The sequence below is a fragment of the Ruegeria sp. YTSC003 genome (genome assembly GCF_059609785.1).
The window spans coordinates 32,242-55,985 of the sequence record NZ_JBXWMK010000018.1; the positions used below are offsets into that span (position 1 = coordinate 32,242).

The following is a 23,744-nucleotide window of genomic DNA, read 5'->3' on the forward strand; positions in this document are numbered from 1 at the left end:
GTCAAACTCCATGAATTGGCTTGGTCACGTCTCTTTAAGAGATGAAAGATTGGATGAAAAGTCAACTGTACTGACCTAAATTCGAAAATCGAGGGGAAATTTAGTGGAGGTTTGAAATTAAATGCGATTTTTAGTTCCGATTCGGACCTATATGCACGCTTTCCTTTTCCACAGAGCACTTATACCCATTGGGCAAACAAAGACGTGACCACAACACGGCGGGGCAGATGGGTCTTTTTCAATTGATTCTCGCGGCGATTATTCAGGGTATCACTGAGTTTTTGCCGATCTCTTCATCTGGTCATTTGATACTGCTACCCAGCCTGACCGGACTGGACGATCAAGGCCTGGCCATCGACGTGGCCGTGCATGTGGGCACTTTGGGCGCTGTGATTCTGTATTTCTGGTCCGATGTGAAACAGGCGGTCTCCGGGCTGCCGCAGGCGTTGACCGGACGGGCCGACACACCACAGGCGCAGCTGGCAATGGGTCTGATTATCGCCACGATTCCCACCGTGATTGTCGGGGCTATCCTGTTCAAAACCGGCCTGATCGAGGCGTTTCGGTCAATGGCGGTCATTGGCTGGACCATGCTGGTTTTTGGCCTCGTTCTGTATTGGGCCGATCAAAAAGGGCCGCAGACCAAAGAAGCAAGCGAATGGGGTCTGCGCGATGCGTTGATCATGGGGCTGTGGCAGGTTCTCGCCCTGATACCCGGAACATCCCGGTCCGGCATTACCATCACCGGCGCGCGCCAATTGGGCTATACGCGAGAGGATGGCGCGCGGATCGCGATGTTGATGTCGATCCCGACCATTCTGGCCTCAGGTGTTCTGCTGTCAGTCGATGTGATCCGCGAAGCTGACGCCCAATTGGCCCGAGACGGGGCAATCGCGGCCTTCTTTGCGTTTATCTCAGCTCTGCTGGCTCTGACCCTGATGATGCGCCTGCTGCGCAGTGTCAGCTTTACACCTTATGTCATCTACCGCGTGATGCTGGGCGCAATCCTGCTTTTGATCGCCTACAGCTGATCAGGTCCGCAAATTGTTGGCCGAGTTCTGGATGTCGTCGTACTGACCCGAAGGGCGGAACTTCCACAGGTAATCCGGCAGCACGGATTCCAGCGTCGCTGGCTCGATCCCAAGATCCGCGAACCCTTTGGCCTCGTCGGACACGACATTGTCGCGGCGGAGGTTCTTCAGCTGATCGCGCGTCAGGATGTGGTTCGGGAACAGTTGGAAGCTGACGAACTTCAAGATGTCCAACACGCCCGCCATGATCCGGGCCACAAAGAAGGGCATTCCGATGATCACTCGGCGTCGGTAGATCACATCAAGCATCTGCTGCATCAACGCGCGGAAGGTTTTCACCTCGGGTCCGCCCAGCTCATACGCACCGGCTTCAGCTTGGCCCAGGACGCCCTGAACAGCGGCCTTGGCCACATCATCCACATAGACCGGCTGGAATTTGGTTTCGGCTCCGACTAGCGGCAGGAAAGGTCCCATCCGGGTCATCCCGGCAAAACGATTAAAGAACTGATCTTCGGTTCCGAAAATCACAGACGGCCGCAGAATAATTGCATCTGGCATATGGGTCAGCACACCGGCCTCACCATGCGCCTTGGTTCGCGAATATTCGCTGTCGGACTCAGCGTCCGCTCCGATGGCCGAGATATGAACCATTTGGGAAATGCCCTGATCGGCCGCCAAACGCGCGATCCGCTCGGCCCCATCGGCCTGCACGGCGTCAAAGGCGTTCTTGCCCAGCTCGTTCAGAACGCCGACGCAATTCACCACCGCGTCTGCCCCGTGCATTGCAGCAGCGACCGAGGCATCATCACGGATGTTGCACAAAATGGGTTCAACCTGACCAACCACGCCATAGGGCCTGACAAACATCGCCTCATTCGGGCGCCGCACCGCCACCCGGACACGCCACCCTTCATTTGCCATGCGCCGCGTAATATACCGGCCGACAAATCCCGATCCGCCGTAAATCGTGACCATTTTCGACATGAGAGGGCTCCTGCTTGTGGGTCCTCTATCGATCTAGCGCTCTGAGGCTTGTCAAACAAGGCGCAATAACGCCGCGCGTCAGTGAAAAGACCAACCAATTCAAACTGAATTTGGATGTGCGAAAAAAACTTTCAAAAATCTTCCCGAATCTGGTTGACCCTTCCAGCCAGTGGGCTTAAACGCCCCTCCACGACACCTGCCCAGGTGGCGGAATTGGTAGACGCGCTAGCTTCAGGTGCTAGTGTCCGTATGGACGTGGAGGTTCGAGTCCTCTCCTGGGCACCAAATTTCCCGTAAAAATATAAAATTATCAAAACCTTATGTAAGGCCGGATAATTTTTATCCACCTTACAGCCCACCCTTAGGCTATCGCTGTGGGTTTGCTGCGTTCTAATTTGAACGGCAGAAGGTGAACATGCGCTAGGGTGTACGGTAACGTCAGCCAAGCGGACAAATTTTCCATCCGCTTCCTTTTCTCAACATCCGCTAATGCTTGAGTCTGGCATCTGTGTTTTTTTGCTGTAGGGGATGGTTCTTCTGCTGGTTTTTAGTGCAAGAAAAGATGTCTTCGCTCCTACTGACGGAAATGAAATGTGTTGAAGCTCATCAAGAATGCGCGCCTCTATTCACCTGAACCTGTTGGTTTGGGCCATATTCTCACCGCGGGTGAACGCATCATTTACCTCGGCAGCAAAAAACCCGAATTGCCTGACCAGCTTCAGGCAGAGATCATTGACGTCGAAGGTGCAGCGGTTGTTCCGGGTTTTATTGATGGGCATGCGCATATAACTGGCGGTGGCGGTGAAACCGGACCAGCCAGTCGGGTGCCGCCGCTTGTCCTATCCTCTTTCACGCGTGCCGGTGTCACTTCAGTCGTTGGAGTATTGGGCACGGACGATCTGACCCGCAACACGCAGACGCTGGTACAACAGGCCTATGGGTTGCGCGAAGAAGGACTTTCAGCCTGGTGTCACACCGGTGGCTATCACGTCCCACTGACCACCCTCACCGGTTCAGCCCGTGGAGACATTGTGTTCCTTGATCCGGTCATCGGTGTTGGGGAACTGGCGATCAGTGATCACCGGTCGAGCCAACCGACATTGGACGAGTTTCTGCGGATCGCAAGCGAAGCGCATGTCGCAGGCCTGATGACTGGCAAGGCGGGGATTGTGCATTGCCATATGGGAGATGGCGAGCGAGGGCTGTCAATGTTGGAACAAGCTATCGCGACCTGCGAAATCCCCGCACGCGTCTTCAATCCAACCCATGTCAATCGCAACAAACCACTCTTCGAACAGGCCGTGGCGCTAGCACGGCACGGATGTTACATCGACGCTACCGCATTCCCCTGCGGACATGTCGAGCCGGGCATCTCTGCTACTGAGGCCTACATTCAGTTTCGCGATTTGGGCGGTCACGCGGACCGGTTCACCATCAGCTCTGACGGTGGTGGCTGCCTGCCCGCCTTTGACCATGAAGGCAATCTGACACGGTTTGGTGTGGGTTTGTCGGACACTTTGCCGGACACGCTGCGCGAACTCACCAACAGAGGAGTACCAATGCCCGAAGCGCTGGCTCCGCTGACCTCAAATGTCGCCGACCTGCTGAAGCTGCACCAAAAAGGTCGTCTGAACGTGGGTATGGACGCTGATTTGGTCGTTCTTGACGAAAACACTGCCGTGCGGCATGTGATGGCCCGGGGGGAATGGCATGTACGCGACGGCCAGATAGCCCGACGCGGCATGTATGAACAGGTTTGAGCGTCCGCGCGGTCCCCGGTGGCTGCCCGCTATAGCACCGGAAGGTAGTTAAGATATGTGCCCTGCACCCGTTGATGCAGAAACCCCGCGCGGGTTCATCATTCCGATCGGCGGCGGTGAAGACCGCGTCAAGGAAATGCAGATTCACCGAAAGTTCGTAGAACTGTCCGGCGGTGCCGACGCTGATATCGTCGTGATCCCAACAGCCTCGATGCTGGAAGAAACCGGACCGGACTATAACCGCATCTTTTCCGAGCTTGGTGCAGGCAAGGTTGAATTCCTGCCTATCTCGCGCCGCGCCGATTGCGACAACCCGGATTACGCGGGGATGCTGGATCGTGCTACCGGAATTTTTATGACCGGTGGGAACCAGTTGCGCCTGTCAGCGATTCTTGGAGGCACGCTGGTCGCCCAGAAAATCCGGCGCCGAAACGCGGCAGGGGTGCCGGTTGCAGGAACCTCGGCCGGTGCTTCGATCATGTCCGAGCATATGGTAGCAGGTGGCAGCAGCAACTCTGGTCCAGCCGAAGGTAACATCACGCTGGCTCCCGGTATGGGTCTGACCAACGCCGTCATCATTGATCAGCACTTCACCCAGCGCAACCGCCTGGGTCGATTGCTAACCGCTTCATCTTTTAACCCTTTTCTAATCGGATTGGGCGTTGACGAAGACACGGCGGCCTTCATTGGGCCCGATAACGTCTTTGAAGTAATCGGCAGCGGAACGGTTACCGTGGTGGATGCCAGCCATTTGACCCATTCTTCGATGTGGGATGCCCGTCGCGGCGAAGCACTCAGCCTTCTTGGACTTCGGCTTGACGTTCTGGGTGAAGGGTGCCGTTATGATCTGACGGCTCGCCAGGCTTTTCCGCCGGATGAGCATATGGCGTTCTGCACATTGCCGGATCTGTCCGAGGATGAGGCCGCCAGCGGGGGGAAACAATAAGCTAACCAACGGGGAGCCTCATGAAAATAATCTCGACCAATGTCTTTGTCGGCCCGAATGTCTGGGCAAGTTTTCCGGTCATTCGCCACGTCATTGATCTGGGCGTTCTGGAAGATTGGCCTTCGGCCAAAATTGGTTCCGAGTTTATTGATGCATTGACCCAGGCCCTTCCCGGTCTGGCGGAACATGGCTGTTCCTACCGCGAACCCGGTGGTTTCATCCGCCGATTGCGCGAAGATGAAGGCACTTGGCTTGGTCATGTTTTGGAACATTGTGCCATCGAAGTGCAGAACGTGGCCGGTTCGGATGTAACCTTTGGCCGCACGCGCGGCACAGGCGAACCCGGCCAATACAACATGGTTTACGAATACCGCCAGCGCGATGTTGGTCTGGACGCAGGCAAGCTGGCAATGCGGCTGCTGATGCATCTATTGCCACAATCCCTCAAGGAACAGGTGGACTACGACTTCGACCCGGAATTCAACTGGGATGACGAGTTGCGTAGCTTTGTGCTGCGGGCGCAGCGCAAGGAGTTTGGTCCCTCAACCGGCTCATTGGTTAAGGCCGCGCAAGAGCGTGACATCCCCTGGATCAGGCTGAATTCTGGGTCACTGGTTCAGTTCGGGCACGGCAAATACCAGAAACGCATTCAGGCAACCATAACCTCTGAGACCAAGCATATCTCGGTCGAGATTTCCTGCGACAAGGAAGACACCCACAATCTGCTGAACGATCTGGGCCTGCCTGTGCCGCAGCAACGCATGGTCTATTCCGCGCGTGAAGCCGTGCGCGCCGCCGCACGGATCGGGCACCCGGTGGTGGTCAAACCGCTCGATGCCAATCATGGGCGTGGTGTTTCGATCAACCTGAACTCGGATGAAGAGGTCGAGGCAGGCTTTGCCGAAGCCAAGGAACATTCCCGCAGCCGCGCCATTCTGGTGGAAAGCTTCATCACCGGGTTCGATCACCGGATGCTGGTGGTGAACAACAAGCTGGTCGCTGTAGCCAAGCGCGTGCCGGGCCATGTGGTAGGCGATGGCACGCACACGATTGCCGAACTGGTCGATATCGTGAACGAGGATCCGCGCCGTGGCATCGGGCATGAAAAAGTGCTGACCATGCTGGAGATCGACAATCAGGCCAACCGCCTGATGGAAAATGCGGGCGTGACGGAAGAAACTGTGCTGCCTGACGGCGAGGTCTTCTATCTGCGATCAACCGCGAACCTGTCGACTGGCGGCACGGCCATTGATCTGACGGATGTGGTGCACCCTGACAACCGTGACATGGCCGAGCGTGCCATCATGGCCGTCGGGCTGGATGTGGGCGGCGTCGATTTCCTGATCGACGACATCACCAAATCCTACAAGGATATCGGCGGCGCGATTGTCGAGGTGAACGCCGCCCCTGGTTTCCGGATGCACGTGGCACCGTCCGAAGGTCAGCCGCGCGACGTGGCGGGCAAAGTGATCGACATGCTGTTTCCGGCTACCGAGGAAACCCGCATTCCCATCGCGGCAATCACCGGAACCAACGGCAAGACGACCACTTCAAGGATGCTGGGGCACATCATGAAAACCAGCGGCAAGACCGTTGGAATGACCTCGACCGATGGCGTTTATGTTGACGGCAAACTGAGCGTCAAGGGCGACATGACGGGACCTAAGTCGGCACAGATCGTTCTGCGCGACCCGGCTGTCGATTTTGCGGTGATGGAAACCGCACGCGGCGGACTTGTGCGCTCGGGTCTGGGCTATCAGCGCTCGAACGTAGCGGCCTGCCTGAACGTCTCGGCAGATCATCTGGGTCTTGGCGGCATCAACACGGTTGAGGAACTGGCCGTTGTCAAACGCGTGGTGGTGGAAAGCGCCACCGACACGGCAGTTCTGAATGCCGATGACATCAACTGTTTGAAAATGGCCGACTATGCCACTGCGGATCAGATCTTTTATGTCACCACCAATCCGGGGCACAGCCTGGTCAAGGAACATATCAAGGCAGGCGGCAAGGCAATTGTGCTTGAAAAGGGCATGAATGGTGACATGCTGACCATTTATGACAACGGTCTTCATATCCCGGTGCTGTGGTCGCATCTGATCCCGGCGGCATTGGAAGGTAAGGCCATTTTCAACGTCCAGAACGCGATGTTCGCCGCCGCGATGGCCTATAGTTTCGGAGTGGACCTGGACAATATCCGCCATGGGCTGCGCACCTTCGACACCAGCTATTTCCAGGCACCCGGGCGGATGAATGTCTATGACGAGCATCCCTTCAAGGTGATCCTCGACTATGGCCACAACCCTGCCGCGCTCAAGGCGATGGCGGCGCTGGCCGATCAGTTGGAGGTCAAGGGCCGAAGGCTGTGCGTTGTTGCGATGCCCGGCGACCGGCGCGATGAGGATATCATCGACGGGGCCGCCGCATTGGCCGGGCATTTTGATCATTTCATCTGCAAGGCAGATGACCGCCGCCGGGGCCGTGGACACGACGAAGTACCGCAAATGATGCGGCAGGCCCTGATCGACAACGGCGTCGATGATGCCGCAATCACGATCATCCCGGATGAGGTCGAAGCGGTGACTGCAGCGTTGGAACAGGCCGCACCGGGCGATCTGCTGGTGATTTTCGGTGATGACACAACGCGCTGCTGGAAGCAGATCATCTATTTCAACTCCGATAGCGAAGCGCCAGTCACAGAGGCTGCGCCGGTGGCAAGCCCCATCGACACCTCGTTCGAGGACATGTTCGAAAGCGACCAGAACCTGATCCGGGATGCGCGCGGCGTGCGCCTGGCCCGCGACATCAGCGAAGACGCGGATTAAGCGGGGGAACCGGAATGGACCGGATCGAAGAGCTTGAAAACGCGCTGACAATTGAAAGCGCGTACGCCGATCATATCCGGGTAGACGATGCCCGACGCTTGACCGGGCCGGGACTGTTGTGGAACCGCCCCGGCGCGGTGATGGATGTGTTTTTCACCGATACCGGCACCGCGCAGGTCACTGCTTTATGGGAAAAACACGCGCGCCGCGTGCTGGACGCACTTGGCTGGCAGGATCAGGACGTAACCCACCGCAGTTTCACCGGTGGCGTCAATCTGGCGATTTCAGCACCGATGGATCAGCTCTATTCCGCGATCTTCGCGGTGCAAACCGTCTGGCATTTCTGTGCTGCCGAACTGTTGGCATCCGAGCCCGGCGATTTCGATCAGATGGTTGCGGATGTCAAAAGCGTCATGGAGAAGGAAGCCAATCCCGCGCTGATCGCCCTGATTGCGGCAGCAGAAGCGCATGGTGTAGATATCCTGTGCGATGATGACGAAGTGTCGATCGGGCACGGTACTGGCAGTCAGACCTGGCCGGTCGATGCGCTGCCTACCCCCGATGACTTGGACTGGTCGGCTCTGCACAATATCCCGGTGGCCTTCATTACCGGAACCAACGGCAAAACAACCACAACCCGTTTACTTGAGGCGATCGCGCGCGCTTCAGGCAAGGTTGCCGGGCTGACCTCGACCGAATTTGTGCGGGTGGGAGACGACATTCTCGACCGTGGCGATTATTCCGGCCCCGGCGGCGGGCGAATGCTGTTGCGTGACAAAAGGCTGGAGGTCGCCTGTCTGGAAGTCGCGCGCGGAGGTATCCTGCGCCGGGGTCTGCCGACCCGCGCCGCAACGGCAGCGGCGGTCACCAATGTGGCAAACGACCATCTGGGGCAATACGGGGTCAACACGGTGCCGGAACTGGCTCAGGCCAAATTCGCCGTGCATCGCACGCTGGCCGAGGGTGGCGTGCTGGCACTGAATGCCGATGACTTGTATGTCCGCGCAGAAGCGGAAAATACATCCGCAAATATCTGGTGGTTCTCGCTGGATGCGCAGAACAACCTTGTCCGTCAGGCGCGTGATGCGGGCAAGTGCTGCGCCTATGTGCAGGAGGGAGATATCGTCTTTTTCGACGGTGCGGCCGAACAGGTAGTTATTGCAGTTTCCGATGTTCCCCTGACCATGGACGGCGCTGCGAAATACAATATCCTGAACGCGCTGGCGGCCCTGTGCCTTGCCTTGGCACTGGACTTGCCCGTTCAGGGGGCTCGGGATGGGTTGGCCGGGTTCAAACCCGACGCCAAGGACAACCCCGGACGCTGCAACGAGTTTAGTTACAATAATGCGCGTGTTTTTGTGGATTTTGCGCATAACCCGCACTCGATTTCGGCCGTTTGCGATGCGCTGTCAAGCCTACCGGCGAAACGGCGTTTCATTATGCTCAGCCATGCTGGCGATCGGTCGGATCAGGATATCCGGGACGTTACCGCGACGGCGTTAAATTTCCAGCCCGACGTAGTCGTCGCAGCCGAACTGGAAGGGTATTTAAGAGGTCGCGAATTGGGAGAAATCCCGGACCTGATCAAAAAATCCGCCTTAGAACAGGGATATGACGCGCAACAAGTCCTGAGAGCATCTTCGCCCTCTCTAGCTGCCTCGATGATATTGGAAAAGCTGGAACCGGGTGATCTTGCCTTGCTGTTGGTCCTGTCCGAACGCGACGCCGTGCTCGCGATGCTCGACGGGTAAAAATCAAAGACTGTTGCCGGATTCATGGTGTTATAGTTGGCACGAGGCAATATCAGTAAGCGCAGATGCAGATAGTCAGCACCCCGGGTGCCTAAAATGTTGCGCCTTTGCCCTGAGACCGTTCAGAGGCGGAATGGCGCAGAACCAGCCATTTGATCGTTGCGCAGCAATTGGTAGATTTGTGGCCCCATGCAGTCATTCGCTGCTATTTGTTCGTATGACTGCTTTGCGGACTTTGCCGCCATTCGATTGTCTTCGCTGAATGTCCGCTACTCAAAAATAGACCCGACGCTTGGCCGGGCCTGTTGGTTAAGACGGGGATCGTCACTCCTTAATGTGCTTGTAAAAAGTTCTCCAGAAAGCGCCTCATTCTACTTTTTGGGGCTTGCGCCTGGCAAAGCGGGAAAAAAGCCGACCGTCGGTTACAGCAAAGCCAAGAGCAATGATGGCAAACCCGACCCAAGCTTCTGGCTCCATCTTTTCACCAAGAAACGTGACACCAAGACCGATAGCGAACGGTGGGATCAGCAGCGTAACCAAAAGAAGATTGGCGGCTCCGGCGCGCGCAAGGATTGCGAAATAAAGTACATAGGCCAGCGCTGTTGATAGAGCGGCCATCCCAATAAGCGCTGCCCATACACCAGCAGACAGAGCGAAGCTTGGGGGGCCATCCATCACAAGAACAATGGGGATCATAAGCAGTGTGCTGCCGATCAGCATACCAAGGGCATTTACAAGTGGTGGTTGGCCCGAAAGAGCTGTTCTGCCCCAGACCCCAGCAAAAGCATAAGAGAGCGTCGCGCCAAGGATAGCCAGTTGTGCAAGATTGCTCGGATTAAACTCAGTCAATGCGCTTGGCCCCATAATGAAGGCCACCCCTATAATACCCAGGGCAGCACCTGCTATTTTCTTCGGAGTCAGCGGCTCATCCTTCAGAAGCAAGCCAGCCACGACCGCTGCAAACATTGCTGTTGTTGCGTTGAGGATTGAGGCCAACCCGCTGTCTATTTGCGTTTGCCCCCAGAAGATCAACGAAAATGGGATGGCATTGTTGAGCGCTCCCATAACGAGATAAGCTCCCCATACCTGAGGGGCACGTGGAACACTCAATCCTTTGAATAAGACGATTAGTGCCAGAATAGGGACTGCCCAGATCACCCTATGCAGCGTTATTGTCAGCGGGGGCACTTCGGTCAGTGCAACCTCGCCGAAGAAGAACGACCCGCCCCAAACAGCAGCGAGCAGAAGCAGCATGACGCTTGCTGTAAAATCCATTGCTGGCATGGGGCGATTTGTCATGTCTTCTGGTTCCGTCACTAACTATCACCTAACGGATTAGCCTACGTGACCCCGACACCGCGACCCGGTTCTTGCGGAAAACCAATACAAAACCAGCTTTCATCTATCCAATTGTGAACGGCTGCATTCTCCTATCGGTGGAGTGCCTCAGCGATCATTTCTGCAAGCCTTTCGGGTTGATCAACGCTCGCCCAGTGTGTGGCCTTTTCGAGAACGATCCGATCCATCTTGTTTTCTTCCAGCCAACGGACGGTGCTGTCCGGACAGTTGTCGGGATTGTAGAGATAAATCACATTTGCCGCGTTCTGCAAAAGCTTGCCGGGCACGCAGTCTGCTGAAAAATGTCGTGCGTCTGTGCCGAGTTGCCACAGCGCCAGAGTATCGGCCTTCGATACTTCATTACGATACCGTCGGATGATTGGTGCCGTTTTCGCCATTTCATCAAGCCGCTCAAGAAACGCCTCACGAAACGCAAACGGATCACTGTAGTCGGCAGCAGTTCCAGAAAAATAGGCATCCTCGGCAGTGATATTACCTTCCAATGAAATGATGGTTGTCAAAGGACAGCTTGCCCTTTTGGCAGCCAGTGAAGCTATGATTGAAGCAACCGAATGAGCAACAATGATTTCGGCTCCGTGCTTGTTCGCTTCGTCGGCGACGGTTTGCGCAAGTGCTTCGAGAGTTGTTTTCTTTGCCAGAGGCTGAGCGCCAAATCCCGGAAGGTTAATAGGTAGCAAACGATAGCTGTTGGCGAGGTGGGTGTCAGCCAGACCTTCAAACATGCTCGCATTGTCACCAAAGCCTGCAACACAGAGAATGGCGGGCCTTTCATCGTTCGCTTGACTGGGGTGTTTGGTCATTTCGGATTCCAGAGCATCGTATGCAGACATTAACACTGCTCCGCAGCATTCGACAATTTGGGCTCTTTCGAGCCATTCGCCGCGTCCTGCACGAATTGCTGGTCTGGGATGAACCGACATTCGCTGCGCCGCACACGAACCCACAGAACGCGGACTTAGCTGCCGCTCAATGCCCACTTTTAAACGGCTGCTACGGTCACAAAGCATCACACAATCTAAAACATCTTCGACGCCTTATGCCGTTTGTAAAGGCGCCAAATGCTCGATTGGTTACTGGCGTTTTTGAGGAACACCAACGGTGTCTGCAATAAACTCCAAAACGCGAGCTTGCACTGGCATTTTGGTTCCGTCAGCACCCAAACTTGTCGCACCTGCAGGATAGAAATGACCAAACGCAGGAACCCAAGCGAAGGAATGGTCAACTCCGTTTTCCTCGTAGTGAGCCAACATCACGGGCAGGTTTACCAACCCGTCGGCAAGATCATTCTGCCCAAGGATCATTAGTATCGGCGGTCTGTTCGAGGTCGGTGTCACTGTTTTTTCGATATCAAAGCCTGCGTCCGCTCCTGATAGTAGAAATACACCGGCAACAGGCACACCCATACCATGAGCGACATTCCACGATGTAACAGCACCAGCAGAAAATCCCCCGAGGACGATGCGGTCAGGGTCAATGTTGAATTTGGTCGATGACGCACGAATAAACTCGACGGCTTGACGCAGGTCTTCGGCTGCACCGATAACACCGTTTACCAGCATTGCCCGTTGTTCAGGCACGTCGAAATCCAAAGTAGGCAAGCTAAAAAGGCTGGCTCGTATATGATTTATCTGTGGAAGCAGCGTCAGCAGGCTCTCCGGCGCAAGCGTCTCAGGATCATAGCCTTCGCCCGACAATACTGGGCCTTCTGGCGTCAGACGGTAGTCAATCGCGAAGCACACATACCCCGCCGCGGCGAATGATCGGCAATAGTTTGCCATCGAGGTATCGGTTGCCCCGCCGGATTCAGTTGTGGCGCGAGGGCTGCCGCGATGAAAAGCACCACCAAAGGTTAAAACGACAGCGGGTCGCGCAGCTGTAGTTTCTCCGTCAGGTTCGTACACGTCCATCCACAAATCGCGGGCAAACTCTGTTCCCTCGCGTTCGACCATGGCCTGTCCGTAGGGCACTTCTTCCATCACGGTAAAACCAAAGGCGGATTCTGCTTGTGCCGAACCAGAGGCAGACAACAGAAAAAATGCCGATAGCACCGCGCTAAATGAAATCACCTTCTTCATCAAGAATTCCTCTCCGATCAACCGAGCCCTGTGAAATCTAACACAGCCCCAAAAACCGATGAAGCCCTCTGCAAAGCCAGATCAAAAATATTGGCTACTCAATCGCCTATAGCCGCCGTTCAATAAATGTGCAGCATTCGGTACTTTGGGCTCGAAACCGCCATTAGCTGCGTCTTGTACGAACGTCCGCTTTGCCCTTTCAATGGTTTTCCAATGGGGCTTGCCCTAATGGAACATTAATGACCTGTAATAGGGGCGTCTCACTAGGATGCCTATTGATTTTTGGGACATAGTGCCTCACTATATTTAAGAGTCATATGAGACAAGGATGCAGATATGCTGATTGGCTATGCCCGAACTTCGACAATAGACCAGAAAGCTGGTTTGGAAGCGCAACGCGATGAACTAATTGAGGTCGGGTGTGAGAAGATATTTGAAGAACAGGTTTCATCTGTGGATGTGCACGCCCGCGAACGCCTGACGGAAGCGTTAGACTACGCACGCGAAGGCGACGCATTGATTGTGACAAAGCTGGATCGATTGGCACGCTCCGTTCCGCATCTATTAGAGATACTGAACACTCTGACAGAAAAGGGCGCGACACTACGTATCCTTGGGATGGGCATCGATACTGGCACGGCTACGGGCAAATTGATGCTGACGGTTCTCGGCGGCATCGCAGAGTTCGAACGAGAAATCATGTTGGAACGTCAGCGTGAGGGTATCGCAAAGGCCAAGGCTGCCGGGAAGTATAAGGGGCGGAAACCAACTGCCATGGCGCGATCCAAGGAAGTTCTAGAAATGCATTCAGAGGGCGCTGGGGCCACGGAGATTGCCAAGGCGCTGGGCATAGGTCGCGCTTCCGTTTATCGCATCTTGTCCATAGAAAAGGGCGCCAAGCCCGTTTAACTAAATTGCCTTTGATCAGCTTCATCTAGTTTTTCGTGACCAAGTGAACTCAAGTTCACTGGTGTTATAGTCTGAACGAAAAACAGTAAGCGGACTTTATCAAATGTTTTGTTAAGGTCGCGTAAGCGGACAAAACCGACATTAGCTCTACTTGCCTGAATGACCCCTTAAAGCCCCGCCGCAGAAATTCATATTTCGGTAGGTTGTGCGGAAAGTGAATCCTCAGGCTGTTTCGGCGGTTTAAACGCTAGCCGCGCGTACCATCAGCGTCGCGCTTGCCGCGTTGATGGCCAAGGCAACAAATACCAGCAAGATGAGCAGAGTGGCTTTTTCTGCGCGAAAGAGGTTTGTGGAGGGGGTGGTCATGGTGGTCTCCTACCTTACCGTTTCTGGGTGGGGACGGATTTGAGGCTGGTGGTTTCGGTCGCCTTAAAGTGGGTTTGTTCCGCTCTGGCTGCCGGGGCTACTGTTTTGATCCTGAAAGCGGTGAAGCCCGCGAAGGCGGCCATCGCAAGTACAAGCATCCAGCCCATGACCGCATCGCCAAATACCGCCGAAAGCGCGCTGGTCATGAGTGGGCCTGCAATGCCGCCGATGGTGAAGACAAACAGCATTGTGACAGCGCTGGACGCGACATAGACGGGCACAGTGCGGTCCATCGCGTGAGCCAAAAGCAGCGAGTAGAGGGTGAGCATCGATCCGCCCAGCAGGATCAATCCGGCGAGCATTGCAATGTATAGTGGTGTGCCCACGATGGCGGAGTGGCGCGCACCGTCGCCAGTGGCGAAACTGGCGAAGGCCGCAAGGGCGCCGGTTGCGACTGTCGCCGTCACTACAATGACGCGGCGCCGATCCATGCGGTCTGACACAAATCCAAGCGGATAGAGAAACAGGATACGCCCGACGTAAATAGCAGCGATGCCAATGGCTACATCCGCGGCATTAATGCCAATGACAGCCGCCCGATACGGCACAACATTCATGAACACGGTGGACACGATACCAACGGTGAGCGCGCCGAGGGCGGCAGTGGGCGCGTCTTGAAACAGCGCCTTGAAACGCACATTTGCCCGTTCTTTGCCCTCGGGCGGCGTGCTGGGCGTGGCGGCGATTACCACGATGGCCAGACAGTAGAGCAAGGACATCAGCACAAAAGACTGGTTCAGGTCGTCGGGTGTAACGATGACGAGAACCTGACTGAAAACCGACATCAATCCGAGGATAATGGCAAACACGGCAAGCAATCGGCCCCGCGATTTTTCGTCGACGGTTTCGCTGATCCAGGCGTCACCGATGGCAAAAAGGCCCGCGGTTGCAACGCCGGTCATCAGGCGCACGATTAGCAGCGTGGGCTCGTTTTCAGTCACGGAAAACAGCAGGGCGGCAGCGGTGCATATGGCCGCCGCCGCAGAAAATGCACGAATATGTCCAATGCTGGTGATCCAGCCTGCAATGTAGAAACAGCCGATCAGGAATCCCAACGAGTAAGCAGCGGGCGCCAGCGCAGCGATTTCCTGAGACGCGCCGGTTTGGGCAAAATAGAGCGCGACGATGGTGCCCGATGCCGCAGTCACCAGCTGTATCGCCGCGACCGCGATAAACAGGTATTTCAGGGTGTGGATTTGATCGGTGAACCGGGCCATGGAACTGCTCCAGGAAAGAGAGGAAAAGTGGGCCGCGCCTGACGCGCGACCTGTTTTAGTTTGGGAAGCTGACTTTGACTTCGACGTTCAAGCCGGGAAAAAGGCCGCGCTCAAGATTTGGGATTTCCGCCCAGATGCGCAGGGTTTCGTCCGCGGCCAGCACGCTTTCAGCAAAAAGCACGCGGCCACCCTGTGCCAGTGGCTGAACGTCACCTGGCAAATGCAAGTCGACCTGAAAGCGCTCCATCAGAGCACTCAGGCCCTCTGGCGTCGACTGGTCCAACGCGATCAGGGATTTGTACGGCATTCCGTATACGACGCGGACCGTGTCTGTGTGCACAATCTGCGCCAGCGCCTGACCGTTTTCCGTATCCAGATAGGTGCCCACCTGTTTCTGGGCGAGCCCAATTTGCCCCGAAATCGGCGCCCTGATCTGTGTCGAAGCCAGCTCAAGCTCTGCCAATGCACGGTGCGCCTGCGCCTCTTGCAACGCCACCTTGGCCAGTATCAGCCGGTCTGTAGCGCCTTGAACGGCCTGTTCGGAAACCGCACCGCGCGTGCCAAGTTTCGCCTGCCGTTGCGCCTCGGCTTCCGCTGTTGCCAATTCGGCCTCACGACGGTTTTCGACCGCACGGCTGGCGGCGAGCTTTTGTTCGTAAGCCGGGGCCGCAATTTCAAACAGCAATTGGCCTTTCTCAACCGTATCGCCCGGCTTGAAATGCACCGCCGCAAGGATGCCGCGCACCGAATTGGCCACCAGAGCGCTCTCACTGGCCTCTATCCGTCCGGTAAATGTCTCTGCGGCGAGCATGTTGGTGAACTCTTTCACAGGCTCTGCGTGGGCACTGTGGGTCATCAGAAGACCCAACAGCAGAAGCGGGAGTTTTGCAAAAACGGTCATGGTAGGTCACTCCAGATGCAGGTCAAAGAAGGTGTTGAGCTCACGCCAAGCGTCATGAGTCTCCGGCGCGTTCACGAAGAAACCTGCCATGTAGTCGCCGTGTGACTGGCCGTCGTAGACATGCAGATCGGCGGCAACCCCGGCGGCGCGCAGGGCGCGGTGCATGCGCACCGTGTCGCTCAGCAACAGGTCGCGTGTGCCGGTCAGAAGAACCGTCGGCGGCATGTTGTCCAGATTGGCGTAGATCGGGGACAGTCGCGGATCGGTGCGGTCGGTACCGTCCGCATAAATGTCAAACGTGCCTTCAATCACACCTTCGCGGGCGCCAAGCGGATCAAGACCCTGCAACGTGATCCAGCTGTCCGACGTCTGCGCCAGATCCACAGCGGGCGTGCCGGCCATAATGGCTCCAGGCAAAGGGGTGCCCACGTCGCGCAGTTGTAAAACCGTCGACAACACCAGGTTGCCCCCCGCAGAGGTGCCAAACATCGCCACTTTGGCTGGGTCATGGTCCTTGATAACTTGCTGCCACACGGCGATCACATCGTCTGTTGCGGCAGGAAACGGATGCAGCGGTGGGCGGCGATAATCGACGGACACCACCTCAACACCCAAACCATGCGCCATCCAGATCGCTTCGGCCATGGCGGCCTCACCACCATTAAAGACAAAGGCCCCGCCGTGCACGTGCACAAAAACGGTGTCCGCCCACCGGGGATCAATAGTAGTTGGCGTGACACGGTAGGTGGTCACCCCCGCCACGTTCTCGATGGCAAATTGAGCGCCGGTCATCTCAAACAAACGTGCGACCCCTTGCAGGGAGGCAGCGTCAAACTCGGCTTGCAACGTAAGCCATTGCTCGGTGGAGGATGGCGTTTCGGCATGCGTACCAACTTGACGGCTTTCGATGAGCCCGGCCAATTCCGGGGACACGCCCGCAGGAACCGGTGCGGTCCGCGCCGCCATTGGCAGACCTTCAATCACGGGCTTTGCGCTGTCTGCGGTGGCGACCGCTGGCACCGAAAGAGCCGCAATCAGTGCGCTTGTTAGAACAACTTTCAGGACGGAACGGCGTTTCATGTTTGGTCTCCAACTTTCAGTTTGGGTCATTCGTTTTGCTAAACTGGAGGTAATTTGCGGGGGGAGGTCACGCCACTTCCAAAAGTGATCATTTCACGACAAACTGTCCGTCATGGACACGGTTTTGCACAGCACCTTGGCGTTTCGCCCCGCGCTTCAAGGGCTTGACCAAATTGCATCGCCGCGGGTGTCCGAACATGCGCTGAAAGAAGCCGGACTGTCGCGAGCGGTAATGGAAGGCCCGCCGGTGTTCCTCCCCTATCGGCTTCAGGCGCGGTTCATGCAAACTGCGAGCCTGAAGATCTCCGAAAAACACATCGGTGCCTATATCACGCAAGACTTCCATTACGCCTCCTTTGGGGCCTACGCAGACTATGTGCTCGGCGCGCCGAAACTGGATGTGGCCTTGGCGCGGGCCGAAAAAATCCTGCCGTTCCTGCAACGGGGGTCAGTTATGCGCACCCGCGTGGCTGGAGACCATTTTGTGCTTGGGTTTGACACCATGCTCGGCGGGGCCGCCGGGGCAAATTTGATCGATCAGGACCTGCCGTTTGTGCTGCAGTCTGTGGTGCGTGAGTTCTGTGGACGCCGCTGGCGGCCGAGCTGGGTGGAGATGCCAGAGGTGCACCGAGGCACCGAAACCGCGCTGCAGTACATCTACAATGCAGAGGTGCGCGTGGGGGGATCCGCCGCCAGCATTGCGATCCCTCTGTCAGAAATCGAAACCCCTAATCCGCGGACAGCCGATGAGAGGCTGGCGATGACGTTGGCAGGCATCCGCGATGTGCGGTCGCGGCAAACGCCCTCAACCACCAAAGAGGTCGTTGGGAACGCCTTGCGCGCGCAACTCGCCATGGGGCACGCCGACATCGAAACGGTGGCGGCCACATTGGGTGTCAGCGTACGCAAGCTGCAACGGCAGCTCACTGCAGAGAACACCAGTTTCAAAGAGATCCGTGTGGCTGAACAGACAGATCGAGCCAGGTCGCTGTTGTCGGGCACTGACCTTTCTGTCGCGGAGGTTGCCTTCAATCTTGGGTTCAGCGAGGTCAACAGCTTCCGCCGCACATTTGCCAGCTGGTTTGGAATTTCACCATCTAAGTTTCGCAAATTGAGCGGTACGTAGGTAGCAAGGCCATAATGGAGCGGCCATTGGCGCAATGCGCAGCGAAGGTTCAGTTTCCGCCCAAATTGATGAATGCTGCGTAGCGAACCAGTGTCCACTTTGGGCTCAAAATGGCCATTTGCCGCAAATTGGACCAATGTCCGCTACGATTTTGGCCGCGAACTTAAGTGCACCGACCTTTTAGCCCGCGACAAAGCAAGGGCATTATGAGTTCAAGCGTCGTTAGCCCTGATTACAGCAAACGTGGAATGCTGCGACGCAACAAATGAACGCAAAAACACCTGTGAAATCTTGAAGACTGGAACGTCATCGTCGACGTATTTTGCCCTGGTGCACCAAGGTCGCTAAATCGGATATTTGGTAAAACCAGTGGCTTGGGCAAATTTATTTTATGATAGCCTGAAACCCCGAAGGGACCCAAGTGAACTGCGTAAACCCGACGGCTTCAAGTGTTTGATTTCATGCCCCACTGTACCATTTGACGGTAATTTTTGTGGATACATCTTTGAGGGGGTTGAGTTCGTATTCATCGATCTGAAAAACAGTGCGAAGACCATCCAATTCGAAGTCGTAATGATCCTTCACGGTGCCAATCATTGGCCCGCAAAAGGCAAACGCTTGAACCCAACCTTGGACCATGCTTTCAAACCGTAGGAATTCCTGCAGCCCTTCGATCCGAAGAAGCTTTGAATTTTCTTCTAAGGCCGCCGTAAGGCGCCCGTAGACCCGTTGTTTCTGTTTTCTGGCACGGGCCGCAAACTCTTTGACGTTGGCTTCGGTCGGTTCAACTTCGAGTTCGCCTAATTTGGACCAAGAAACCCAGCATCCTAACATCCTGAAGCCCTGCGAAGTGTTGACGGCCTGTTCTGTTTTTCCTTGGAAGTCCCCTCCCGGCAGTCCGGCAATGCCAGAACTCAGGGCTTTGGCTACGTCATTTGCAGCATCCGGTGAAACGGAAAACGCGAAGAAATTGTCGGCGTGGTTCATGACCTTTGACCCAACCATTTTCGCCAGTGGCATCTTGGCAATGCACCAATTAGCCACTGCTGCTGAGCACGCACTGCCCTGTGGTATGCCCGGAGGAGACGATATATACTCATACTGAACGTAATGGGGATGCGCAGTCCATTTTGCACCCTTTGCCAGCACGATTTGCCTTATTGCCTCATTTGGGAGGGGTAAGGCGTCAATCAGGGCTTCTTCCGTGAAACTCGGGAAGAAATCCTTGATGTCGATTTCTGTTACATGGGCATATCCTTTCTTATTGATGATGGTCATTGCGTGCTGAACCTTCTCAGAAAAGGCCAGATCAGCGAATTGAAAATCTTGCGGTGTATATGTCAGTTTCAGCAGTTTTTTGACCATGCGTTGCGCCGCACGGGCAATCGGGCCGAATGAACAAATGACCCGGAATCCGCTGCCAGGTTTCTTGGGTTCTGGCCAAAAACGCGCGGGTTCGCCGAGGTTTTGTAGGATGTCGAACTTTTGGGTCAATTCGATCAGTTCCTCAAGCGACTTCCTGGTTTTTAGGGGTCGCCTTGCATTGTCTTCGAACAAGGCGACCAGCAGGCACCGCTTGTCGGACAAAAAGGTTTTGCCAGTTTGCTTGAACGCAGTCTTCCCCTGAGTGAACTTAAGTTCACAAGTGGATAGAAGTTTCTTTTCGCGTTTGATCGCCTTCCCTAGCGTGGCGCACAACGCTTCGTTCTTCGCGTCGCTTCCACTAGAAAGTGGAAAAACCACCCCATGCGCTTTGCATAGTCCAATCTTTTTCATTGCAATCGGGTCTGCGCCCAATGCTTGCGGTGCTTTTGTGGTGATCGTGACTGGCATCAGATCGCGCCCAAACGACGTGTTTTAAGAAAGTCGTCAACTTCTTCTTCACACCAATAGAGCCTGGAACCAATGCGGATCGGGTTCGGTAGGCGGCCATTTTCAAGGTCACGATATATGCTGGAACGAGACCGGCCACCCAGCTTTTCGCCGAGTTGTTCAAGTGTGATGTAACGGTTCGGTGTAAGGGGCATTTTGGGTCTCCTTGGAACATGGAGACAAAGGTAGCTTCAAAAGATGTGGCCAAAAACGCCAAGATTTAACTATTTTTTGGCCACGGAAACTGACTCAATTGCGGAAGCCGGTTTGCGATCCAGTGAACTTGAGTGCACCGGGTAGGTCAGTCTATTTGAGATTAGGCTTAAGTGGTTTGTCATAGCCAAACAGCGTATCTGGATCAGTAAGGCCAAAAACAGATGCAATCCGCCCAGACATCTTGGGAAGATGGGTGCCATTCTTGTCTGCCATGGCGCGCCTCAAAGTCCGCGTGCTGCATTTCAAGAACGGACCGTCAGCCTGTAGTTTGATGCCCTGAAGGCCAAACGATGCAAATCCAAGCGCGTCTTCATCTCTGCTGAAATCTTTGTGTAGGTAGTCTTGTCGGTTCCACGCACGAATGCACGCCGTCGGCATTGCCTTGTATTTTCTCTTGTCCTTAACCCACGCCCTGACCGCGATTACCGCCCGACGCCTTACTTCGTTTTCAAATCGACGCCTGATGACAATCAATGGGCGTTTACCTGCCCCTTTCCAACTTGGCTTTTTGCCAAGATGGTAGTTTGCGATCAGTTTGAGCAGGTAATCTGTAAGCCATTCCGGCATGGAAAGCTGATTTTCACTGCAAAGGATTATTGCCTGATATAATTCGGTCGGATCACCACGCAGGGCGGCCTTCTTGAAGTCGGAAAGTAGCCTAACGGATGTTTCATCCGGTGTAGCGACTTTTATCCGTACGTGCGGGTCAGAAATTTTCATCAATGGCTTCTCCCTCACCTGTCACATAACCAGCCCACATGCCCATGATCTGCCGACGTTGTTCTAGATAATCTGTCCTGCGATACGCCCGTTCGACCTGACTTCCTGCAACATGACCAAGGCTGGTTTCTGCAACCTCCCTTGGCGCATTGGTTCGATCCGCCACCCAATCCCGAAAGCTGGATCGGAAGCCGTGGGGCCTATATGGCAAACCTGCTTTGCGCATATGTTGACCCATCGTCATGTCCGAAATTACCCCTTTGCGAAGGCCGGGGAAAAGAAAACCTTCACGGTCGAAGGGCCTGGTGAGTTCCACTATGCGCAGGGCTTCGTCGGACAACGGCACACGAAAATCTGCCGTTTGGCCTAACCGACCCTTCATCTGGTGCGCAGGGATTGTCCAAACGTCATCTTCAATCTGATCGTATCTCATAAACCGGAGCGGACCTGAGCGGACTGCCGTCAGGATCAGCATCCGCAGGGCCAGGTTGGTTGTCGTGGGCACTTCTAGGGTTCTGTAGAATTCTGGAACTTCAATCCACGGCATGGCAGCAATGTGTTGTGGCGTATGCCTAGATTTACCAAGAAGCGCTTTGGCTTTCTCGGTGGCCTGCAAATCTACGTCCAATCCCAGCGCTGCAGCGTGCCTGAGAACGATGCTGAGGCGATTAATGGCTTTCCGGGCGGTTTCCCCTTTGGAATGCCAAATGGGCCTCAGGGCGTCCCTTATATCGATCTGATCGATATCTGAGACGGGGACCTTGCCCAGCTTGGGCAGGACATGAAGTTCTAATGGAGAAAACCAACGCCCAGCCTTGCCGTCGCCCTTAAGTTCGGCCTTCCGACTTTCGAACGCGTCCATTGCGACATCCGCCAGACAATGTAGATTGCGTTCAGCCTCACGCCGTTGTTTTTCACGCTCTTTGATTGGATCAAAACCCTTCCGGGCAAAGGCGCGCCACTGTTCCGCATGTTCCCTTGCTTCTTTGAGCGATACATCTGCAATGGACCCGAGGCCCATTTCACGCCTGCGACCGTGTACCGTGATCCTGAGGAACCATTGCCCACCGCCATCTTGGCGCTTGTGTAACCACAATCCGGCACCATCGTTGTATTTACCGGGGCCTGCTGCCTTAACCGCTGCGGCCGAAAGTTTATGGATAGGCCGCGCCATCCGTCCACCCTTCTGTCCACCTTTTGATTTGGGATACCTTGCTACATCCTGACACATGATGGAATAGCTAAGGTCGTGGGGTGTCAGTCATTTCCCAATAAGGTGGCATGTCGTGGGGTATGTTGGTGCAAGGTCTAAATGCATCTCCTGGGCACCAAATCCCCTACATTCGGTAGAAAAGCAGGCCACGGCATGCTGCTTTACTTACTCGAGTTTACTTGCGCTTGGTCGTTGTTAGCGCATTCCTTGAACCTTTGAGAATCCTCTGCGAAACTGTGGCACGTCGCGGAATATCATTGCCAAACTGGTACATAGGTTTTCTTGCGGTTTTCCGCCTAACTGCAAAGGAAATGTAGCAGAGACCCGCTGTTTTTCTCCTACATTTCCATACAGATTATTAGTGCCACAGTTCTGCCGCTATCCCAACCGACAATACAAAAAACGCGAAACACTTTAGGTAAGTCGATGTCACAGGCAGACTCTCTAGAACGAGATATGTTGGATCTGATTAACGCGGAGAGAGCTAAAGTTGGCGCGCCGCCGCTTGTTCTGGAACTTAATCTCAACGAAGCGTCCGAAGATCACAGTAGGTGGATGATTGCGACGGACATTTTTTCTCATACCGGTGTGAACAACTCGAATCCGGGAGCACGCATGGATGACGCCGGGTTCAATTTTAGCGGAAGTTACAGCTGGGCAGAAAACATAGCAGGAAGGTCCGTCCGAGCTCCTGACGGTTTCGATGACGAGGTTATCGGGCTTCACAATCAACTGATGAACAGCGATGGACACAGGGCCAACCTGCTGAACCCCGATTTTGACTACGTTGGAATCGGTATCGAGATTGGAGAGTATCAAGGGCGCACTTGGGCATTTGTAACCCAGAATTTTGCCCGAACCGGAGGATCAGTCGATTTGGACACCGGTGCCGATGCCCCAGCCTCCGGAGGCAGCGGCGAGACACCCTCTCCTTTAAACCAACCATCTGCCGCACCACACGTCCTCCCACGCAATCTCGCCGATGGCACTGAAGCACTAGAATATATTGCGTCTTACTCCGACTTAATTTCGGCATTCGGAACTAACGCCGACGCGGGTTTGCGGCACTACGCGGATCATGGGTATTTTGAACAACGCAAAGTCACTTTTGACGGGTTGGAATACATTGCGTCGTATTCTGATCTCATCCAAGCATTCGGAGCAAATAGTGACGCTGGTACGCGCCACTTTATCTCCCACGGTAACACCGAAGGAAGAAAACAGACGTTTGACGGCTTGGAATACATCGCTTCACATAATGATCTCATCCAAGCATTCGGAGCAAATAGTGACGCTGGTACGCGCCACTTTATCTCCCACGGTAACACCGAAGGAA

20 protein-coding genes and 1 tRNA gene are annotated in these 23,744 nt (G+C 55.2%); 9 read left to right on the top strand and 12 right to left on the bottom strand.

The window, feature by feature from the left end; genetic code table 11:
• Positions 1-227: 227 nt before the first annotated feature.
• Positions 228-1,031, top strand: a complete 804-nt coding sequence (locus tag AC2FFH_RS21670; protein ID WP_496780961.1) for an undecaprenyl-diphosphate phosphatase — start codon at positions 228-230, stop codon at positions 1,029-1,031.
• Here the strand turns inward: AC2FFH_RS21670 and AC2FFH_RS21675 are convergent, their stop codons facing one another.
• Positions 1,032-2,015 (bottom strand): complex I NDUFA9 subunit family protein, encoded by a 984-nt coding sequence (locus AC2FFH_RS21675; RefSeq protein WP_496780962.1) that lies wholly within the window; start codon positions 2,013-2,015, stop codon positions 1,032-1,034.
• A 198-nt stretch (positions 2,016-2,213) separates the two neighbouring features.
• Between AC2FFH_RS21675 and AC2FFH_RS21680 the strand changes: the two genes are divergently transcribed.
• The 5 genes from AC2FFH_RS21680 (at position 2,214) to AC2FFH_RS21700 (ending at position 9,294) form a co-directional block, all read left to right on the top strand.
• Positions 2,214-2,300, top strand: a tRNA-Leu gene (locus AC2FFH_RS21680).
• Between the two features lie 308 nt (positions 2,301-2,608).
• Positions 2,609-3,775 (top strand): beta-aspartyl-peptidase, encoded by a 1,167-nt coding sequence (gene iadA, locus AC2FFH_RS21685; protein ID WP_496845292.1) that lies wholly within the window; start codon positions 2,609-2,611, stop codon positions 3,773-3,775.
• Positions 3,776-3,830: 55 nt separating this feature from the next.
• Positions 3,831-4,721, top strand: coding sequence for a cyanophycinase (locus AC2FFH_RS21690; protein WP_170353282.1), 891 nt, complete (start codon positions 3,831-3,833; stop codon positions 4,719-4,721).
• Positions 4,722-4,741: 20 nt separating this feature from the next.
• A complete protein-coding gene (gene cphA, locus AC2FFH_RS21695) occupies positions 4,742-7,543 on the top strand; it encodes a cyanophycin synthetase (protein WP_496845293.1) in 2,802 nt (933 codons plus the stop codon).
• Between the two features lie 14 nt (positions 7,544-7,557).
• Positions 7,558-9,294, top strand: a complete 1,737-nt coding sequence (locus AC2FFH_RS21700) for a Mur ligase family protein (RefSeq protein WP_170773739.1) — start codon at positions 7,558-7,560, stop codon at positions 9,292-9,294.
• Between the two features lie 366 nt (positions 9,295-9,660).
• Here the strand turns inward: AC2FFH_RS21700 and AC2FFH_RS21705 are convergent, their stop codons facing one another.
• From AC2FFH_RS21705 to AC2FFH_RS21715, 3 genes are all read right to left on the bottom strand, one after another.
• Positions 9,661-10,611: a DMT family transporter gene (locus AC2FFH_RS21705; protein WP_496845294.1), complete on the bottom strand. Its 951-nt coding sequence runs from the start codon at positions 10,609-10,611 to the stop codon at positions 9,661-9,663.
• Between the two features lie 113 nt (positions 10,612-10,724).
• On the bottom strand, positions 10,725-11,483 hold the full coding sequence (locus AC2FFH_RS21710) for an alpha/beta fold hydrolase (protein WP_496845295.1): 759 nt from the start codon (positions 11,481-11,483) through the stop codon (positions 10,725-10,727).
• Positions 11,484-11,723: 240 nt separating this feature from the next.
• Positions 11,724-12,728 (bottom strand): alpha/beta hydrolase, encoded by a 1,005-nt coding sequence (locus AC2FFH_RS21715; RefSeq protein WP_496845296.1) that lies wholly within the window; start codon positions 12,726-12,728, stop codon positions 11,724-11,726.
• A 336-nt stretch (positions 12,729-13,064) separates the two neighbouring features.
• Here AC2FFH_RS21715 and AC2FFH_RS21720 point away from each other — a divergent pair, with 336 nt between their 5' ends.
• Complete coding sequence (locus AC2FFH_RS21720) at positions 13,065-13,637, top strand: recombinase family protein (RefSeq protein ID WP_496845297.1); 573 nt, start codon at positions 13,065-13,067, stop codon at positions 13,635-13,637.
• A gap of 240 nt (positions 13,638-13,877) precedes the next feature.
• Here the strand turns inward: AC2FFH_RS21720 and AC2FFH_RS21725 are convergent, their stop codons facing one another.
• From AC2FFH_RS21725 to AC2FFH_RS21740, 4 genes are read right to left on the bottom strand one after another with little or no spacing between them, the layout of a single operon-like run.
• Positions 13,878-14,003: a hypothetical protein gene (locus AC2FFH_RS21725; RefSeq protein ID WP_496845298.1), complete on the bottom strand. Its 126-nt coding sequence runs from the start codon at positions 14,001-14,003 to the stop codon at positions 13,878-13,880.
• 14 nt (positions 14,004-14,017) lie between these two features.
• Complete coding sequence (locus AC2FFH_RS21730) at positions 14,018-15,280, bottom strand: MFS transporter (protein ID WP_496845299.1); 1,263 nt, start codon at positions 15,278-15,280, stop codon at positions 14,018-14,020.
• 55 nt (positions 15,281-15,335) lie between these two features.
• Positions 15,336-16,136 (bottom strand): efflux RND transporter periplasmic adaptor subunit, encoded by an 801-nt coding sequence (locus AC2FFH_RS21735; protein ID WP_496845300.1) that lies wholly within the window; start codon positions 16,134-16,136, stop codon positions 15,336-15,338.
• Positions 16,137-16,187: 51 nt separating this feature from the next.
• Complete coding sequence (locus tag AC2FFH_RS21740; RefSeq protein WP_496845301.1) at positions 16,188-17,261, bottom strand: alpha/beta hydrolase; 1,074 nt, start codon at positions 17,259-17,261, stop codon at positions 16,188-16,190.
• A gap of 112 nt (positions 17,262-17,373) precedes the next feature.
• On the opposite strand from AC2FFH_RS21740, the gene AC2FFH_RS21745 reads away from it, so the two are divergent.
• A complete protein-coding gene (locus AC2FFH_RS21745; RefSeq protein ID WP_496845302.1) occupies positions 17,374-18,387 on the top strand; it encodes a helix-turn-helix transcriptional regulator in 1,014 nt (337 codons plus the stop codon).
• Between the two features lie 459 nt (positions 18,388-18,846).
• Here AC2FFH_RS21745 and AC2FFH_RS21750 read toward each other — a convergent pair whose 3' ends face one another.
• The 4 genes from AC2FFH_RS21750 to AC2FFH_RS21765 form a co-directional block, all read right to left on the bottom strand.
• On the bottom strand, positions 18,847-20,220 hold the full coding sequence (locus AC2FFH_RS21750; protein ID WP_496845303.1) for a reverse transcriptase domain-containing protein: 1,374 nt from the start codon (positions 20,218-20,220) through the stop codon (positions 18,847-18,849).
• Positions 20,220-20,414 (bottom strand): helix-turn-helix transcriptional regulator, encoded by a 195-nt coding sequence (locus AC2FFH_RS21755; protein ID WP_496845304.1) that lies wholly within the window; start codon positions 20,412-20,414, stop codon positions 20,220-20,222. The genes AC2FFH_RS21750 and AC2FFH_RS21755 overlap by 1 nt, the downstream gene beginning before the upstream one ends.
• A gap of 151 nt (positions 20,415-20,565) precedes the next feature.
• Positions 20,566-21,195: a hypothetical protein gene (locus tag AC2FFH_RS21760; RefSeq protein ID WP_496845305.1), complete on the bottom strand. Its 630-nt coding sequence runs from the start codon at positions 21,193-21,195 to the stop codon at positions 20,566-20,568.
• Positions 21,182-22,369 carry a tyrosine-type recombinase/integrase gene (locus AC2FFH_RS21765; RefSeq protein WP_496845306.1) on the bottom strand — a complete coding sequence of 396 codons (1,188 nt, stop codon included), beginning with the start codon at positions 22,367-22,369 and terminating at the stop codon, positions 21,182-21,184. The genes AC2FFH_RS21760 and AC2FFH_RS21765 overlap by 14 nt, the downstream gene beginning before the upstream one ends.
• 495 nt (positions 22,370-22,864) lie before the next feature.
• Here AC2FFH_RS21765 and AC2FFH_RS21770 point away from each other — a divergent pair.
• On the top strand, positions 22,865-23,744 hold an 880-nt coding region (locus AC2FFH_RS21770), incomplete at its 3' end, for a CAP domain-containing protein (RefSeq protein WP_496845307.1).

Coding starts and splice junctions, on each gene's coding strand:
- AC2FFH_RS21670 (WP_496780961.1), top strand. CDS start 228: ATGGGTCTTTTTCAATTGATTCTCGCGGCGATTATTCAGGGTATCACT.
- AC2FFH_RS21675 (WP_496780962.1), bottom strand. CDS start 2,015: ATGTCGAAAATGGTCACGATTTACGGCGGATCGGGATTTGTCGGCCGG.
- AC2FFH_RS21690 (WP_170353282.1), top strand. CDS start 3,831: ATGTGCCCTGCACCCGTTGATGCAGAAACCCCGCGCGGGTTCATCATT.
- cphA (WP_496845293.1), top strand. CDS start 4,742: ATGAAAATAATCTCGACCAATGTCTTTGTCGGCCCGAATGTCTGGGCA.
- AC2FFH_RS21700 (WP_170773739.1), top strand. CDS start 7,558: ATGGACCGGATCGAAGAGCTTGAAAACGCGCTGACAATTGAAAGCGCG.
- AC2FFH_RS21710 (WP_496845295.1), bottom strand. CDS start 11,483: ATGTCTGCATACGATGCTCTGGAATCCGAAATGACCAAACACCCCAGT.
- AC2FFH_RS21715 (WP_496845296.1), bottom strand. CDS start 12,728: ATGAAGAAGGTGATTTCATTTAGCGCGGTGCTATCGGCATTTTTTCTG.
- AC2FFH_RS21720 (WP_496845297.1), top strand. CDS start 13,065: ATGCTGATTGGCTATGCCCGAACTTCGACAATAGACCAGAAAGCTGGT.
- AC2FFH_RS21725 (WP_496845298.1), bottom strand. CDS start 14,003: ATGACCACCCCCTCCACAAACCTCTTTCGCGCAGAAAAAGCCACTCTG.
- AC2FFH_RS21730 (WP_496845299.1), bottom strand. CDS start 15,280: ATGGCCCGGTTCACCGATCAAATCCACACCCTGAAATACCTGTTTATC.
- AC2FFH_RS21735 (WP_496845300.1), bottom strand. CDS start 16,136: ATGACCCACAGTGCCCACGCAGAGCCTGTGAAAGAGTTCACCAACATG.
- AC2FFH_RS21740 (WP_496845301.1), bottom strand. CDS start 17,261: ATGAAACGCCGTTCCGTCCTGAAAGTTGTTCTAACAAGCGCACTGATT.
- AC2FFH_RS21745 (WP_496845302.1), top strand. CDS start 17,374: ATGGACACGGTTTTGCACAGCACCTTGGCGTTTCGCCCCGCGCTTCAA.
- AC2FFH_RS21750 (WP_496845303.1), bottom strand. CDS start 20,220: ATGCCAGTCACGATCACCACAAAAGCACCGCAAGCATTGGGCGCAGAC.
- AC2FFH_RS21755 (WP_496845304.1), bottom strand. CDS start 20,414: ATGCCCCTTACACCGAACCGTTACATCACACTTGAACAACTCGGCGAA.
- AC2FFH_RS21760 (WP_496845305.1), bottom strand. CDS start 21,195: ATGAAAATTTCTGACCCGCACGTACGGATAAAAGTCGCTACACCGGAT.
- AC2FFH_RS21765 (WP_496845306.1), bottom strand. CDS start 22,369: ATGGCGCGGCCTATCCATAAACTTTCGGCCGCAGCGGTTAAGGCAGCA.